The sequence below is a fragment of the Flavobacterium reichenbachii genome (assembly GCF_002217435.1).
Classification (GTDB): domain Bacteria; phylum Bacteroidota; class Bacteroidia; order Flavobacteriales; family Flavobacteriaceae; genus Flavobacterium; species Flavobacterium reichenbachii.
This window is the reverse complement of record NZ_MUHF01000012.1, coordinates 126,875-142,836: the sequence shown is the minus strand read 5'-3', so window position 1 is coordinate 142,836 and position 15,962 is coordinate 126,875. Positions and strand designations below refer to the sequence as shown.

General features: G+C 32.0%; 16 protein-coding genes. 10 read left to right on the top strand and 6 right to left on the bottom strand.

The window, feature by feature from the left end; all coding sequences use genetic code 11:
• Positions 1-61: 61 nt before the first annotated feature.
• Genes B0A68_RS12100 through B0A68_RS12090 form a run of 3 tightly spaced genes read right to left on the bottom strand, consistent with a single transcriptional unit; the run spans position 62 to position 3,145 of the window.
• Positions 62-829: a LytR/AlgR family response regulator transcription factor gene (locus tag B0A68_RS12100; protein ID WP_035683941.1), complete on the bottom strand. Its 768-nt coding sequence runs from the start codon at positions 827-829 to the stop codon at positions 62-64.
• Between the two features lie 2 nt (positions 830-831).
• On the bottom strand, positions 832-1,854 hold the full coding sequence (locus B0A68_RS12095) for a sensor histidine kinase (RefSeq protein ID WP_051892554.1): 1,023 nt from the start codon (positions 1,852-1,854) through the stop codon (positions 832-834).
• Between the two features lie 55 nt (positions 1,855-1,909).
• Positions 1,910-3,145 (bottom strand): TraB/GumN family protein, encoded by a 1,236-nt coding sequence (locus B0A68_RS12090; protein ID WP_035683944.1) that lies wholly within the window; start codon positions 3,143-3,145, stop codon positions 1,910-1,912.
• A gap of 213 nt (positions 3,146-3,358) precedes the next feature.
• Here B0A68_RS12090 and B0A68_RS12085 point away from each other — a divergent pair, with 213 nt between their 5' ends.
• Positions 3,359-4,132 (top strand): NYN domain-containing protein, encoded by a 774-nt coding sequence (locus B0A68_RS12085; protein ID WP_035683946.1) that lies wholly within the window; start codon positions 3,359-3,361, stop codon positions 4,130-4,132.
• Positions 4,133-4,166: 34 nt separating this feature from the next.
• The gene (locus tag B0A68_RS12080; protein WP_035683949.1) at positions 4,167-5,681 is read left to right on the top strand and encodes an FMN-binding glutamate synthase family protein; all 1,515 of its coding nucleotides are present in this window, start codon (positions 4,167-4,169) and stop codon (positions 5,679-5,681) included.
• A gap of 50 nt (positions 5,682-5,731) precedes the next feature.
• Here the strand turns inward: B0A68_RS12080 and B0A68_RS12075 are convergent, their stop codons facing one another.
• From B0A68_RS12075 to B0A68_RS12065, 3 genes are all read right to left on the bottom strand, one after another.
• Positions 5,732-6,163, bottom strand: a complete 432-nt coding sequence (locus tag B0A68_RS12075; protein ID WP_035683951.1) for a hypothetical protein — start codon at positions 6,161-6,163, stop codon at positions 5,732-5,734.
• Positions 6,164-6,428: 265 nt separating this feature from the next.
• Entirely contained in the window at positions 6,429-6,836 is a 408-nt protein-coding gene (locus B0A68_RS12070; protein WP_035683954.1) for a hypothetical protein, read from the bottom strand.
• Between the two features lie 8 nt (positions 6,837-6,844).
• A complete protein-coding gene (locus tag B0A68_RS12065; RefSeq protein ID WP_035683956.1) occupies positions 6,845-8,035 on the bottom strand; it encodes a glycoside hydrolase family 88 protein in 1,191 nt (396 codons plus the stop codon).
• A 149-nt stretch (positions 8,036-8,184) separates the two neighbouring features.
• On the opposite strand from B0A68_RS12065, the gene B0A68_RS12060 reads away from it, so the two are divergent.
• From B0A68_RS12060 to B0A68_RS12020, 8 genes are all read left to right on the top strand, one after another.
• On the top strand, positions 8,185-8,589 hold the full coding sequence (locus tag B0A68_RS12060; RefSeq protein WP_084679033.1) for a ribosomal maturation YjgA family protein: 405 nt from the start codon (positions 8,185-8,187) through the stop codon (positions 8,587-8,589).
• Entirely contained in the window at positions 8,555-9,133 is a 579-nt protein-coding gene (locus tag B0A68_RS12055; RefSeq protein WP_035683959.1) for a non-canonical purine NTP diphosphatase, read from the top strand. Before B0A68_RS12060 ends, B0A68_RS12055 begins: the two co-directional genes overlap by 35 nt.
• A gap of 204 nt (positions 9,134-9,337) precedes the next feature.
• Positions 9,338-11,245: a DEAD/DEAH box helicase gene (locus tag B0A68_RS12050; RefSeq protein ID WP_035683963.1), complete on the top strand. Its 1,908-nt coding sequence runs from the start codon at positions 9,338-9,340 to the stop codon at positions 11,243-11,245.
• A gap of 209 nt (positions 11,246-11,454) precedes the next feature.
• Positions 11,455-12,228 (top strand): carboxypeptidase-like regulatory domain-containing protein, encoded by a 774-nt coding sequence (locus B0A68_RS12045; protein WP_035683964.1) that lies wholly within the window; start codon positions 11,455-11,457, stop codon positions 12,226-12,228.
• 360 nt (positions 12,229-12,588) lie between these two features.
• Positions 12,589-13,569: a hypothetical protein gene (locus B0A68_RS12035; protein WP_123947502.1), complete on the top strand. Its 981-nt coding sequence runs from the start codon at positions 12,589-12,591 to the stop codon at positions 13,567-13,569.
• A 171-nt stretch (positions 13,570-13,740) separates the two neighbouring features.
• Positions 13,741-14,241: a hypothetical protein gene (locus B0A68_RS12030; RefSeq protein ID WP_123947501.1), complete on the top strand. Its 501-nt coding sequence runs from the start codon at positions 13,741-13,743 to the stop codon at positions 14,239-14,241.
• A gap of 192 nt (positions 14,242-14,433) precedes the next feature.
• Positions 14,434-15,303, top strand: a complete 870-nt coding sequence (locus tag B0A68_RS12025; protein ID WP_240475244.1) for a hypothetical protein — start codon at positions 14,434-14,436, stop codon at positions 15,301-15,303.
• A gap of 144 nt (positions 15,304-15,447) precedes the next feature.
• Positions 15,448-15,948: a cbb3-type cytochrome c oxidase subunit I gene (locus B0A68_RS12020; RefSeq protein ID WP_035683969.1), complete on the top strand. Its 501-nt coding sequence runs from the start codon at positions 15,448-15,450 to the stop codon at positions 15,946-15,948.
• Positions 15,949-15,962: the final 14 nt, after the last annotated feature.

Here is a 15,962-nt window from a genome sequence, read left to right as displayed (position 1 = left end):
TAAAAGACAAAATTATCTTTAATTAAAATTCAAGTTTAAAATAACTCATTATGTGCTCTGCTTATCGATCTATCCATTTTCTAAAAGCGGCTGTTTTTTGTGTACTTGTAACTACAAATTCTTTTTGTCCTTTTATATAAACCGCCAGTCGATCACCAATATGAGGGGCTATTCTTTCTATTCCATCAATCGAAACAATATCTCCCCTATTAATTTTAAAGAAATTTTCGGGGTTTAATTGTTGTTCTGCTGCAGTCAAAGTTCCTGTTAATGGATATTTTTTATTCTTAAAATCAATAGCATATAATAAAACACCATCGGCCTGAATTAAAGCAATATCAGAAACGGGAAGCAAAAAGATACCGCTTCGGGTTTTTATTGTAAATCGTTGTTTGTATAAATTTAAAGTGTCTTGCTGCAGTGATTTTTGGAGCAATTGCAAAATATCCTGACTAATAACGGGCTGAGATTTGGTTTGAAGTGTTGTACATTTTAAGATTGCTTTTTCCACCAATTCCTTTGTTAACGGTTTTAATAAATAGGCAATTCCGTTTCCGTCAAATGCTTTCATTAAAAATTGATCATATGCCGTAGTAAATATTATTGGACAGCTAATAACTTGTTTATCATAAAAATTAAAAACGTTTCCATCCAGCAATTCAATATCTGAAAAAATTAAATCGGGCTGCATGTTGTTTTCAAACCAGTCAGAACATTGCGAAATACTGTTTAAGGTTTGCAAAATAATGGCTTTAGGAACTACTTGATTGATAAAATTTATAAGTTGTTTTGCTGCCAAAGGTTCATCTTCGATAATAAGGATATTCATAATTAATAATATTTTAGTTGATTAACCAAAGGCAGTATAACAGCAAATTCTTCATTTTTAATAATAGTAATAGATTGGTTTGAAAGTAATTGATAACGTTCGCTTAAATTTTGAAGTCCTGTTCCGGAAATTTCATTTTGATATATTTTTTCCTTTATTTGATTTTTAATTTCAATTGTATCTTCATTAATTGTGATGGAGGTAATTAGCGGATTTTCTTTATTTCCCTGATTGTGTTTTATTATATTTTCTAACAAAACCTGCAGGCAGCAAGAGGGAACCAATTTGGTTAAAGCATTTTGGCTTTTTATTTCTTTTTTAAAAACATAAGCATTGCCAAATCTTTGACTAAGCAAATAAATATAATCTTCGGCAAAAGTCATTTCGTCTTGCAATGTAACTACTTCTTCGTCTTTGTGCCGAATCAAATAACGATAAATGGCAGACAAATGTTTTACAAATTCTTTTGCCTGAGCTGGATTTATTTCGATTAATGATTGTAAAACATTTAAGTTATTAAACAAGAAATGAGGCGCAATCTGGTTACTCAAAACCTTCAGATTACTTTCGGCATTTGCTTTTTCGAGACTTAAGATATTTTGCTGTGAGGTATAAAACTTTTTCATTGCCAAAACCGAAAGTAAGATTCCCAGGCTCTGCGCCTGAGAAATAACACCGCCAATAATGGTTAATAAACTCCAATTTATTGGTTTATGAAGAATTAATCCGTAGCCCAGTCTATAAAAAATCATCGAGAAAAAAAGCAAAAATATAACACTGAAAACAGGCATCCATAATTTTTTGTTTTTTAAGCTAAGCGGCAGAATAATATAAATCAGGATTAGAACAAAAACAGTGTCTATCACTATATTATAAAGCAATGCAGTAATTGCTACACTAAGAGTTTCTGTTGTAAAATAGGCTGGAATTAAGAAAAACAGACTAAAAATCCAATAGGTCAAAATAATAAACCAATCTGATTTATTGGGAGGCTGTATATTTTGCTTTAAATTTTTCAGGATCATCTTAAAAGTATTGTCTTAAATTCAAATGTAACTTAAATTGCTTTAAAATACAGTATTAAAAATCTTTTGAAAGCGGCTTTAACCAATCTGAATTTCTCATTAAAACAACGTATTGAAAACCATAATCTCTGGTTTTAAAATTTCCTGCCAATTTTCCCTGAGGCGCAAGTCCGTTAAATAATCGGCCGGTTTTAGGAAAAGGAGAATTGCTTCCGTTAAGTTTAAAAAGTGTTGTCGAGGTTTCTGCCGAAAGTTCTTTCAAATCCTCAATTCCTTCTATTTGCAAAAGAGTCTTATTATCATAAGAAAACGGTTCTTTTGTCCAGCTTTCTGTTTTAGCATTCCACACATTAAACTGAGAATCAATAGGAAGACAAACCACAGAAATTATTTTTTTTGCACTTGGATGATCAGAGCTGGCCAATTTAGAAGCAAAATCTTCTCCTATATAATATACAGGAACTAAATGAGCATGAAAAAAGCCCCACATTCCGTACAATTTTTCATTTTCTAAATGTAAAACGGTATATAATTGTTTGTAATTTCTAAATAGTTGTTCTGGTCTGTTTACTCCGGATTTGCTATTACTCCAGCTTAAATTTTGAATTAAATACTCAAAAATTGAAAACTTATCTTTAAGTGCTTTTTGAAATTCGGGTTTATTATTTTGTATTTCAATTAAGTAATTTTGAGCAAAAAGTGTGATTTCATCAGCATCGTTTTTATAGTCTTTTTTCAAAACAGCTTGGAGAGAATCAAATATTGGATTTTTGGTTTGTGCGAGAAATGTTTTCAAATAAATCAAATAATTTTCTAAATCCTGAACGCCGTCTATTCCAACAAAAACAATTCTTTTTTCTTTAGGAAGAGCTAAATTTAAGGTTCTGATTTTTAAAATTTTAGCATAAAAATCCTGATTACCCCATTGTGCATGGGTTTTAATCCAATATCTAAAAACAGTTTTTAATTTATCTTCTTTTCCCTTTTCTAAAAATTCATTTATATTGGCAGCTTGAGCAAAATCTAATTCGGCAATGTATTTTTTGGTTCCAACAGTTTTATTAAGGTATTTTAATAAATTAAAATCAATCAATTGTGCGTCTTGAGCACCGTGTGATTCACCTAAAATAATAAATTGATTGTTGGCTGCATCCGATTTCAATAATTCCCATTGATTTTGATCTTCTAAATGGATAACTGCTTTATTTTCTGAAAGGTATCTTTTAAAATTGTTTTCCTGTCCCAAAATAGATCCGAAAGTGCATAATGCGATAATAACTAGTTTTTTCATTTTCTTAAATTTTATAGTGTAAACTTATAGCAAGCTTATTCTTTGAAAAATAAAAATCTAATCAAGTCCGGAAAAATTCAAATGAATATAGGAAAATGCCAAACGATAAAATTATGAAGAACAAAGTTTGTATATTTGAATTCTATTACCACTTCCAAAAGCCAATAAATCCCTCAATCATTTATTCAACAAATTAATTTCAACAAAAAAACGATGCCAACAAACAATAGAGAATTAAAACTTGCTGTTCTTATTGATGCTGATAACGTGCCTTACAGCAATGTAAAAGGTATGATGGAGGAAATTGCAAAGTTTGGAACGCCAACGACCAAACGTATTTATGCCGATTGGACAAAACCAAATTCCAACGGGTGGAAAGGAGTTTTACTGGAACATGCCATTACGCCAATACAACAATACAGCTATACGGTTGGAAAAAATTCTTCGGATTCTGCCTTAATTATCGATGCTATGGATTTGCTTTATTCTGGAAAATTAGACGGATTTTGTATCGTTTCCAGCGACAGCGATTTTACACGTCTGGCGATTCGATTACGAGAATCAGGAATGAAAGTTATTGGTATTGGAGAAAAGAAAACTCCAAATTCTTTTATTGTAGCCTGCGACAGATTTATTTATATTGAAGTTTTGGACGGTGCCATTCAGAAAAAGAAAACTAAAACGGCAGCCGATATTAAAAAACCAGTCGAAAAACCTGCCGAAAAAGCTTTACACAAAATCGACAAACAAACTATCGAATTGATCGAAGCCACTATAGAAGACATTGAAGACGACGACGGATGGGCATTTTTGGGTGATGTTGGAAATCTTATCGTAAAGAAAAAACCAGAATTTGACCCTAGAAATTATGGTTTTTCTAAGCTTACGCCAATGCTGAAATCTCTAACTGATATTCTCGAAATTGACGAAAGAGAATCTGACAAAAAAGGAATCAAACATGTGTATGTTCGATTACGATTCAATTAATTACATTATTTTATCTATTATTTTTTTTTAAAGCATGAGAAAGAAATTCTTTATTTACGGACTCTTATTATTTTTAATTGTTGCCGCAGTTTATTATAAAACAGAACGCGGATTTTTATTAGTCGTTATTATTCCAATTCTGCTAATTATTGGAATTTACAATGCCATTCAGACCAAACATGCCATATTAAGAAACTTTCCGGTTCTGGGTTATTTCAGATATTTATTTGAAATGATTGCACCCGAAATTCAACAATATTTTATAGAAAGAGCTACAGACGGAAAACCTTTTTCAAGAAATCAGCGTTCTATGGTTTACCAGAGAGCCAAAAATATCGATTCCAGCACACCGTTCGGAACACAGCAAAATTTAAACATTGATAGTTACGAGGGAATAAAACATTCTATCTTTCCAGCACCGGTAAACGAAGAACTGCCTCGCGTTTTGGTAGGTGGAAAAGATTGTAAACAACCTTATTCAGCCTCTTTGTTTAATGTTTCTGCCATGAGTTTTGGTTCGCTGAGCGAAAATGCAGTCCGAGCTATAAATATTGGTGCCAAAAAAGGAAATTTTTATCAAAATACAGGAGAAGGAGGTTTAACCGAATTTCACCTTGGCGGCGGAGGCGATATTACTTGGCAGATCGGAACAGGATATTTTGGATGCCGTGATGGGCAAGGAAATTTCTCTCCCGAAAATTTCGCTGAAAAAGCCAATCTCCCGAATGTGAAGATGATTGAAATTAAGCTTTCTCAAGGTGCCAAACCTGGTCATGGAGGTGTACTTCCGGCGGCTAAAAACACCGAACAAATTGCTAAAATCAGAGGTGTAGTACCACATACTATGATTCTCTCTCCTCCCGGACATAATGCTTTCTCAGATTCAAAAGGATTAATTCATTTTATAAAACAATTGCGTGATTTATCAAACGGAAAACCAATTGGATTTAAATTATGTATAGGAAACACAGCTGAATTTGAAGCAATCTGCCAGGAAATGATTACAGAAGATATTTATCCTGATTTCATTACTGTTGATGGTGCCGAAGGCGGTACTGGAGCGGCGCCTCTGGAATTTGCAGATGGCGTTGGAATGCCTTTTGAACCGGCATTAATTTTCGTTAATCAAACTCTGATCCGTTTGGGTATACGACATAAAATGAGAATTATCGGAAGCGGAAAAATTATTTCCGGTTATTCTATTTTACATGCTGTAGCATTGGGTGCGGATATGTGCAACAGTGCGAGAGGATTTATGTTTTCTTTAGGCTGTATTCAGGCTTTGCGTTGTCATAATAATGAATGTCCAACCGGAGTAGCGACACAAAACAAAATGCTGATGAAGGGCTTGGTTGTAACTGACAAATCTGAGCGTGTTTATCATTTTCATAAAAACACACTTCATTCTGCAAATGAACTTTTGGCCGCAGCAGGCAGGAAAAGTTTTGCAGATGTAGATATTAATATTTTTATGCGTGGTGACGAATTTGCCAATCTGTCTGATATGTATTTTCCGGACAATCTTAAAAACGTTACCCAATTCTCATAAATTTAAAAAAGCCTCTTTAGAATATAAAGAGGCTTTTTTACTTTTAAAAGTTACAATTTTGCAGTTTCCTTATTTTCTTCTGCAGTTCCTTCTAAAACTGCCAGCTCTTGTTTATCTACTAATTGTTTAGCAAGAATTACATTATTGTATGCCAAAAAGTAAACATCAAAAGATACTCCTTCATTAATTAACTCTGTAGAAATTTGATTATTCTTAATCATTTCTTTCAGTAAATCTGGAAAAGATTCTTTGTAGGCTAATTTATTCGCATCATTTTCTTCTAAATTGGTTTCAATTCTAATTTCAATTCTGCTGTCATTCAGGAAAGCTTTTGCGGCAGTACTTGTAATGCCGCTTCCTTTTATAGAAGATGAATTATTATAATTGCTTACATGTTCCTGAATTTTCTGCTTGGTATTTTTACAGCTTACTAAAAATAATGCAAAAACAATAGCGAATGCGATTTGGGTAATTTTTTTCATAATATATTGGTTTTATAGTTACTTTTTAACTCAAACATAACCAATTTCAAATATAAAAACAACTTCTAATAGAGAAAAACAATAAGACAATCAACTGAAAACAAATTAATTACCTTATAAAAATTAAAAAAATGTAAGAATAAAAAATAATTTCATTTTTAACATTTAACTTAAAAACATAAAAAAGTCTCTCTAATTTTTAACTAGAGAGACTTTTAATATGTAAGAATCAAATAGGCTTAAAAAATTTAATAAATAATAAACTTTATTTCAAAAAATCTTTAATAGAATTGCCATTTAAAACTTCTTTGTCCAAAACCGTATTATCATCAGCTAAAAAATAGACATCAAACTGAACTCCTTCTTCTATCAATTGTCTTGGAATCTGGTCTTTATTAATCATTTCTTTTATCAATTTCGGAAATGAAACTCTCGAAGCAGTTTTATTTAATTCATTCTGTTCTAAATTGGTTTCAAATCTTAATTCAATTTTATCATCATTAATATAGCCTCTTGCTGTGGTAAGTGATACATTTTCTGCTCTGAAACTTGGTGCTGTACTCGTATTATAAGCAGTTACATATTCCTGAAGTTGCTGCTTTGTGTTTTTACAGCTTACCAGCAGTATCATAATAATAACTGTAAACAGAATTTTGTTTATTTTCTTAGTCATAATTTCTTTTATTTTAGTTTTTGAAGTCTTAAAAGCGCTTCCAAATAATAATAATCTGCATAATTTATAGAGCAGTCAATCTCACTTCCTGCAGGTTTATGTCCTGTAGCATGAAGCAAAAATGCCGAATTTACCTCACGGCTTTGATAATTATCTGACAACGAAATTATCATTTTTTTTGATTTTGAAAGGTATTCATTTTTTAGATTTTTATCTTTTGTATAAGAACTTAATTCAATTAAAGCAGATGAAACGATTGCAGCTGCAGAAGCATCTCTAGGTGCATTAGGAATATCTGGAGCGTTAAAATCCCAGTACGGTATTAAATCTTCTGTCGTTAAGCGGTCTAAATACACACGTGCAAGTTTATGAGCAAAATCTAAAAATTTCTGATCTTTTGTTTCTCTGTAAACCATTGTAAAACCATAAATCGCCCAAGCCTGCCCTCGTGCCCACATACTTTCATCACTATATCCCTGCGCCGTTATTCCTTTTATTTTTTTACCAGTTTCGTAATCGTAAATTACAACATGATAAGAACTATAATCAGATCTAAAATGATTGTTCATCGTTTTTTCGGCGTGTTTTACTGCAATATCATAAAGTTTTTTACTGCCTCCATTTTTTGAAGCCCAAAATAAGAGTTCCAAATTCATCATATTATCGATGATTGTATTATGTCCGCCATATTTATTGTGCGGCCAGGACTGAATTGTTCCAACCTTCGGGTTAAAAAGTGTCGCTAAGGTATCTGCTGTTTTTAAGATGATATCTTTATATGCTGCATTTTTTGTTAAGCGATATCCATTTCCGAAACTATTAAAAACCTGAAAACCTAAATCATGGTCAGCCGCTTTACTTACCGATAAAGGAGTTAGGAATCGCGTAAATTTATCCGCTTCTTTTTCCCATTTTTTATCTCCGGAAGCTTCATATAAATACCACAATTCTCCAGGCCAAAAACCACTGGTCCAATCTTTATAACCAACAAACTTCCATTCTTTACTTCCATTTGGAACCGTTCTTGGAGAGGTGCCGTCCTCTGGAATTACCTTTAAAGTCTTAGAAGCCTGTACAGCACAATATTCAAGCTGTTTTTTTACATCAAATTTGGGACTGTTTTTATTCTGCCCATAAACAATCGTCATGGCAAAGAAAAACACAGAGAATAAAGAAGAAAATTTTGGTTTGATAGTCATAGTAGTAGTTTTTGAAAGCTAAATTTATAAAAATTAGAATTAGCTTTAAATAAATAAAAGCCTTTAGTCTTTTAGACCTACCAAATTCGTACTATTTTACACTCCTTTTCATACCTTTGTTTTTTATAACTAAGACATTAATTCTAAAATTGAACAAACCCAGAGTCTATTATTTCTTCCTATTACTTTTAGTAATCTGCCTCGGAATCATTTCGAGAAAAATTTCTATAATTCCACCTTCTTGCGGCGACTTTTTATATGCTGTAATGATGTACATTTTAATTCGAATTTTATTTATTTCTAAAAAAGGAATACTTATCGCTTTAATTTCTTTATTAACTTGTTACGGAATTGAATTTTTACAGCTCTATCAGGCTGAATGGATTATTTTACTTAGAAAAACCCTTTTTGGGCGTTATGTTTTAGGTCAGGGATTTTTATGGAGCGATATTTTAGCCTATAGTTTTGGAATCGCTGCTGCTTTTATAATCGAAAAATTTATTTTAAAATATTACCATTATGAATCTCGTTTTCGCATCAAACAACAAAAATAAAATCAAGGAAATACAGAGCATTCTCCCTGAAAGCATTAAAATATTAAGTCTTGAAGAAATTGGCTGTCATGAAGATATACCCGAAACTGCAGATACTATTGAAGGAAATGCAATTTTGAAAGCCAATTATGTAACGCAAAAATACGGCTGCGACTGTTTTGCAGATGATACCGGATTGGAAGTAAATGCACTGAATGGAGAACCAGGTGTTTACTCAGCAAGATATGCCGGACTACAACGTAATGCAGACGACAACATGAATAAACTTCTCGACGCCTTAAAAGATAAACAAGACCGCAGCGCAAAGTTTAAAACGGTTATAGCACTGAATATAAATGGAGAACAACATCTTTTTACCGGAATTGCAAAAGGAGAAATCACTTTAAGCAAAACCGGAAATCAAGGTTTTGGATACGATCCGATCTTCAGACCCGAAAATTATTCTGAAACTTTTGCAGAATTATCTCTGGAAATTAAGAATAAAATAGGTCATCGCGGAAAAGCAACCGAGCAACTAATTGATTTTCTGAGCGCAGCAAAATAATTGTTTCAAATACAACATTTTAAAGGGTTAATATTAAATTTACTGACGTATTTTTTTGGCTTTTTACTCAATTACTTCAAGAAATGATTTTACACCAGCTATAACTTTTTGATAATCAAATCTTAACAAAAACACAAATCTTAAAATAGCATTAGTTTTTCTGAAAAATTAACAGTAATTTTGCACCCTATTTTAAAAATACATATGAATAAATTTGAACAATTAGGATTGAATGAATCGTTACTGAAGGCGATTTTAGATCTAGGATTTGAAAATCCGTCAGAGGTACAGGAAAAGGCGATTCCCCTATTATTGGAAAAAGACACAGATATGGTTGCGTTGGCTCAGACAGGGACAGGGAAAACGGCAGCTTTCGGTTTTCCGCTAATTCAAAAAATTGATGCTGACAACAGAAATACACAAGCATTAGTTTTATCGCCAACACGAGAACTTTGTTTACAGATTACCAACGAACTTAAAAACTACTCAAAATACGAAAAAGGTATTAATGTGGTAGCAGTTTACGGCGGGGCTAGTATTACAGAGCAAGCCAGAGAAATTAAAAGAGGTGCACAAATTATTGTGGCAACTCCGGGGAGAATGCAAGACATGATCAACAGAGGTTTAGTAAACATTAAAAATATAGATTACTGTATTCTTGATGAGGCTGACGAAATGTTGAACATGGGATTCTATGAGGATATCGTTTCTATCTTATCAGATACTCCAGATCAAAAAAGCACATGGTTGTTCTCTGCAACTATGCCGCAAGAGGTTGCAAGAATTGCAAAACAATTCATGACAGACCCTTTAGAAATTACAGTAGGTGCTAAGAACTCAGGTTCTGCAACGGTTTCTCACGAATTTTACTTAGTAAATGCACGCGACCGTTACGAAGCTCTAAAACGTTTAGCCGATGCAAATCCAGATATTTTCTCTGTGGTTTTCTGTCGTACTAAAAGAGATACACAGGCTGTTGCCGAAAAATTAATTGAAGATGGTTACAGCGCAGCTGCTTTGCACGGAGATTTATCTCAGGCACAGCGTGATGGTGTAATGAAATCTTTCCGTGGAAGACAAATTCAGATGCTTGTTGCAACAGACGTTGCAGCTCGTGGTATTGACGTTGATAATATTACTCACGTTGTAAATTACCAATTACCTGACGAAGTTGAAACTTATAACCACCGTTCTGGCCGTACTGGTAGAGCTGGTAAATTAGGTACTTCTATTGTAATTGTTACAAAAAGTGAATTACGTAAAATTTCTGCTATCGAAAGAATCATCAAACAAAAGTTTGAAGAAAAAACAATTCCTTCTGGAATCGAAATCTGCGAAATTCAATTATTACACTTAGCAACTAAAATTAAAGATACTGAGGTAGATCACGAAATTGACAACTACCTTCCGGCAATCAATAATGTTCTTGAAGGTTTATCTAAAGAAGAACTGATCAAGAAAATGGTATCTGTAGAATTTAACCGTTTTATTGCTTACTACAAAAAGAACAGAGATATTTCATCTCAATCTTCTGGAGAAAGACGCGAAAGAAATGATTCTGAGCCTAGAGAATTCAATAATAATGGAGCAGTTCGTTATTTTGTAAACATTGGTTCTAGAGATAATTTTGATTGGATGTCTCTTAAAGATTACTTGAAAGAAACACTAGATTTAGGTCGTGATGACGTTTTCAAAGTAGATGTAAAAGAAGGTTTCTCTTTCTTTAACACTGATCCTGAGCATACTGATAAAGTAATGGAAGTATTAAACAACGTACAATTAGAAGGACGTCGTATTAATGTTGAAATTTCTAAAAACGATGGCGGCGGAAGACGTGACCACAACAACCGTGGCGGCGGAAGAAGTTCTGGACCAAGAAGAGAAGGAAATTTTGCTCCAAGACGTGAAGGTTCTGGAGGCGGATTTAGAAGCGACAGAAACTCTGCTCCTAGAGAAGGTGGTTTTAGAAGCGACAGAAACTCATCTGCTCCAAAAAGAGAAGGCGGTTTTAGAAGCTCAGCTCCAAGAAACGAAGGAAGTTCAGACAGAGCTCCAAGACGTTCTGAAAGCTTTGGTGATTCACCAAGACCAAGAAGACCAAGAAGAGATTAATAATTTAATTTTCTTAATATATAAAATCCCAAATTCCAGACATAATTGGAATTTGGGATTTTTTTGTAACAGGAATCTTTCCTCTCCCCTCTTTTTAGTTAAATACGAAAAGCAACACTCCTATCCTTTGTTAATTTTCTGATAATTATATTCGAAGACTGCGAAATATTTAATCCTGATTTACTACTTTTAGTGCTTTAAATCAGGATATGAAATATTTCGCAGTTTTCTTTTTTATGCTATTCTCTGCTATTAGCTTTGCCCAAGACACAGAGACTACAGTTCCACAAAGAGTTTCAGGTTACATCATCAATGATAACAGTAAACAGCCTCTTTCTAGTGTAAATATCATTAATACAAATAAAGTACGTGGTGCAAAATCTGACGAAAAAGGATATTTTGAAATCGATGTACAAGTTAACGATACACTTCACTTTTCTATCTTGGGTTTTCAGTCTTTAAGAATCAGGGTAACCAATGACTGGATAAAAAATAAAGTAACGCGAATTCAGCTTACTGAAAAAGCAATTGCTTTAGAAGAAGTTGTTATTGCTCCATTTAGTTTAACAGGATATCTCGAAATCGATGCTAAGCTGATTCCAACCAAAGAAAACTACCGTTACAGCATTTCTGGTCTTACACAAGGTTATGAAGCAGGAGAATATTCTCCAAATGCTTTCGGAAAAGTTTTAGGTTCTATTTTTAATCCCGCCGATATGCTTTACAATTTCTTTGGTAAAAACGGAAAGGAACTTAAGAAACTTAAGGAAATGAAAAAAGATGACACTGTTAGAAATCTTTTAGAGTCGAAATACGATAGAGAAACCGTTTCTGTGTTATTAGGAGTAAGCAAGGATGAAATACCCGAAATTATGCGTCGCTGCAACTATTCTGATGCTTTTATCCAGACCGCAAACGATTTGCAGATTATGGACGCGATCAGTGCTTGTTATGAGCAATACAAAGTATTAAAACGAAATTAAAATCAGCTTTACAATTAAAATATTTAAATCCTCAGTTTTTAAAAGCTGGGGATTTTTCTTTTAGGTAATAAACCGATTTCTTTTCTGAATAATACCGATTTGAGATACATTCAAGAATTACTAGGAAATAACTGCAGTAAACTACCGAAATTTACACTCATGTGAGTACTAAAAGTATTCAACAAATAAAAAGTCTTTTTGATGATTTGTAATAAAATTATTATTTTATATTTGTTACAAATGCGCTACACAATAGCGCCTTTATAACCAAAACTGGGTAGATAGTCGCTACATTATAGCGAGTATATACAAGTTGTAGGAATGCTACCCAAAACACTTAAAATCATCAGAATAAGAAAAATGGATAATAAACCTCTTGAAAAACAAGCACAAAGCTTTATAATCTCTCAACTTATAAAATTTGATTTTAAGGTAAATGAACTTTCCTTCGACGAAAAAGGTTCGGACTTATATATAATCAAACAATCAAAAAAACATCACTTAAAATATCTGACAATACAATGTAAAGGCAGGAAACTTAATGACAAAAATACTTCGGTTAGAATACCCATTTCATACGTTGAAAATAATTTTATCTTATTTATTTATACTATAGACGATGAGAAAAATGAAAATCTCTTTTTATTTTTCCCTGAACAAATTAAAGAGTGGAAAATAAACACCAAAAATGAGTATTCCGTCTCTATAAATAAAGAAAGAATAAAACAGATAGATTTTCAAGAAAAGATTTTTAATAGACAATTAGCATATAAGATTGATGAACTCTTGAAAGATGTAAAAGAATATACTTCAATATTTATTGATGGAATATTTTTAGAAAAATCTATAGATTGGGCATACAAAACTTATTCTAAAATTTGGCCTGAAAAAAAACTCAAAAAGCCAGATTTAATTGATGTTATTAACAATATTCTTGAATTCTATAATCGATATAAAACCGAAAAAAAGATAATAAATTGTACTTTGTTTTTAAGTAGTTCTTTTAGTTTAGAACAACGAATTAATATTGACTACGAAAACTTAAAATTTCAAACTAAAAATGGCAATCAAGTAAGGATACTTATTAATAAAACAAATGAAATAATTGCTTTTGAAATATGTGAAGAATTAGATCGTTTAATCGACAATGATAATATAGTTCTTGTAGCAAGTGATCAGATATATGAACATGAACTTTCACAATTAAAAAGCAAAGGATATGATATGATTATTGTGAGGTCAAATTATCACGATGGTAGTGATATGTATTCAGAATTTCGTTGGGGAGATGTTACATTAGCTATAGGATTAGCATTTGGATTAGAACGTCACGAATTATAAACACTTCCTACAACAGCCACTAAAACGGATTTGGGCATTAGGCTTAATGGAAAAATGGTCTTGTATTTGGGATGATTTAGCAAATAAGAAAATGAGGCTTAATTTTAACCTCAAATCTGCTGAAGTTCCAGAACATATACCATAGTCACGAACCGTATTAAACACAACCAAATGAAAAAAATAACTTTTGCATTACTTCTATTGTCAATGATTTGCTATTCACAAAATCAAAAGATTGATAGAGAACCTTTCAAATTGGAATTAGTTGCTAATGCTGACAATAATTATTCCGTTAATATTCCCAAATCTCCATATTTCGTAAAAGAAAAAGTGCTGCAAATTTATCCTGGAGAAGAATTAAATATAGAGACTGAAATTAAAGGAGATACTATTTATTCAATGAGAATAGTCGACAAAGTTGCTTTTCCTGACAAAACAATAAAACTAAAGTTTTTACAGAATGTAACTGATCGGAAAAACACACTAATGATGCTTTCAGTTGTAAATCCTTTTGATAGAAAATTGATTTATGATGCAATGATATATACTGTTGGTGGACAGCAATGGTCACCAACAAGCATTATTCCTATCCAACCGAAGTTAGCTGGTTATGAAACTTGGCCAGATGTAATTGCAACTATGGCTCTTGAAAAATGGAGATTTACAAAATAAACTACGGCCTACAACACATTCTAGCAATTGAATTAATGGAAAAATTGGTTTGTATTTGAAAGATTTGCTTCGCCTGTTCGCTATCGCTCGGGTGGCAAATAAGAAAATAGGGCTTAATTTAGTCCCAAACGCGCTTTAGTAACAGATAGTTGGCAGTAATTATAAAAAAAACAGAAAATAAACCGACCATAAATGAAGAAACAAATTTTAATATTATTACTTCTAATTTCTTTTAATTTTTCCTATTCTCAAAAATTATTGACTTCTTGGAGCCAACAAAATATTGAAAATTACACCAAAGAAATGTATGACGAAGTACAAAAACTTACTTCAGCAGATCTGTTAGTAAAAAATCTTAATGACAAAAGTTGGAGCGCGGTTTTTTTGACTTTAAACGCTTCAATAAATAATTACTCAAAAGACAATCTTTATTTGAATTCTTTGGCGAATCAAATAACTGATAAAACTGAAACAAAGCTTGAAGGAACGAGTCGTTTAATAATTTGGGATAGAATTGTAACTAAAGATATAATTTTCGAAGGTAAAGGATTAGTTATTGATAACGATCTTTTTACAGTTTCAGGAAGAGCAAATCAAATTCTGCAAAATTTGACAAAAAAGAACTTTGGATATGTAACAATAAATTCAACTGAAGAAGAACTTAAAGCGCTTAAAAAAAATTGGTTAAGCTATCTCTCAAATAAAAATGTTGAAGAATTCAAGCCTTTTGATTACAAAAATTCTAAAATTCCAGAAATTAGTAGTTTAAATGCAGTTAATGCTCTAATAATTTCATTGCAAGATAATTCGACAAAGGAAGCAATAACTAAAAAGTGCTTAAAAAATGTTTATAAATTAGATGAAATGCCAAAGGAAAAAAGTTCTTCTGCAAATTATTGCAATCCTGATACTTACACATACACATATTTAGCAATGTTGTTTGGAGACGAAAAAATGAATGAATCTAAAAACGCTAATTGGTGGTTGAATTTTTGGAATGAAAATCACAAAAATATGGTTTGGAATTCCGAAAAAGGGATATATATAATTAAACAAAAATAACTACTGCCAACAGCTACTACAACGGATTTAGACAATTGGCTAAATGGGTAGTTGATTTTGTATTTGGAATCATTTTGCAAATCCGGAAATAGATTTTAATTTAATCCCAAACCTGCTGTAGTACCAGAACGTTAGGAGAAAGCGATGAAAAACGAAGAAGAAATGAATCAATTTTTTATGAATTTAAAAAAAATTAAAATATATAATTTGTTTTGGTTAGTTGCTTTAATAATGCTAATGATCGGATTAATTCAGACTCAAAATGAAGATACCACTTTCGATATAAATATTCACGATACATATTTTGTAATTGCACATTTTTATGTTGCTCTGTTTTTGAGTTTAGCTTACTATCTTATAGGACTTGGATATTGGATTGTTCAAAAGGCCATGAAAAGAAAACTAATTGATGTGCTGACAGTAATACATTCTGTAATACTCAATGGAAGTTTTTTAGTTTATTGGTTAGTAATTGGATATTGTAAAGCTTTTGTAGATATTCCTTTTCCTCTATTCGACAATTATCAGTTAATTAACCAAACACTTGTAATTCTAACTTTATTGATATTATTAATTGGACAACCAATCTATATTATAAATCTAATAATAGGAATTTTTAAGAAACAGAAAAAAGCCATCTCCTAACAACTCCTACAACA

What these genes read in the sequence shown, in the direction of transcription:
- B0A68_RS12050 (WP_035683963.1), top strand. Translation starts at nt 9,338, where the DNA reads ATGAATAAATTTGAACAATTAGGATTGAATGAATCGTTACTGAAGGCG.
- B0A68_RS12080 (WP_035683949.1), top strand. Translation starts at nt 4,167, where the DNA reads ATGAGAAAGAAATTCTTTATTTACGGACTCTTATTATTTTTAATTGTT.
- B0A68_RS12025 (WP_240475244.1), top strand. Translation starts at nt 14,434, where the DNA reads ATGAAGAAACAAATTTTAATATTATTACTTCTAATTTCTTTTAATTTT.
- B0A68_RS12085 (WP_035683946.1), top strand. Translation starts at nt 3,359, where the DNA reads ATGCCAACAAACAATAGAGAATTAAAACTTGCTGTTCTTATTGATGCT.
- B0A68_RS12075 (WP_035683951.1), bottom strand. Translation starts at nt 6,163, where the DNA reads ATGAAAAAAATTACCCAAATCGCATTCGCTATTGTTTTTGCATTATTT.
- B0A68_RS12055 (WP_035683959.1), top strand. Translation starts at nt 8,555, where the DNA reads ATGAATCTCGTTTTCGCATCAAACAACAAAAATAAAATCAAGGAAATA.
- B0A68_RS12090 (WP_035683944.1), bottom strand. Translation starts at nt 3,145, where the DNA reads ATGAAAAAACTAGTTATTATCGCATTATGCACTTTCGGATCTATTTTG.
- B0A68_RS12095 (WP_051892554.1), bottom strand. Translation starts at nt 1,854, where the DNA reads ATGATCCTGAAAAATTTAAAGCAAAATATACAGCCTCCCAATAAATCA.
- B0A68_RS12045 (WP_035683964.1), top strand. Translation starts at nt 11,455, where the DNA reads ATGAAATATTTCGCAGTTTTCTTTTTTATGCTATTCTCTGCTATTAGC.
- B0A68_RS12030 (WP_123947501.1), top strand. Translation starts at nt 13,741, where the DNA reads ATGAAAAAAATAACTTTTGCATTACTTCTATTGTCAATGATTTGCTAT.
- B0A68_RS12035 (WP_123947502.1), top strand. Translation starts at nt 12,589, where the DNA reads ATGGATAATAAACCTCTTGAAAAACAAGCACAAAGCTTTATAATCTCT.
- B0A68_RS12020 (WP_035683969.1), top strand. Translation starts at nt 15,448, where the DNA reads ATGAAAAACGAAGAAGAAATGAATCAATTTTTTATGAATTTAAAAAAA.
- B0A68_RS12070 (WP_035683954.1), bottom strand. Translation starts at nt 6,836, where the DNA reads ATGACTAAGAAAATAAACAAAATTCTGTTTACAGTTATTATTATGATA.
- B0A68_RS12065 (WP_035683956.1), bottom strand. Translation starts at nt 8,035, where the DNA reads ATGACTATCAAACCAAAATTTTCTTCTTTATTCTCTGTGTTTTTCTTT.
- B0A68_RS12100 (WP_035683941.1), bottom strand. Translation starts at nt 829, where the DNA reads ATGAATATCCTTATTATCGAAGATGAACCTTTGGCAGCAAAACAACTT.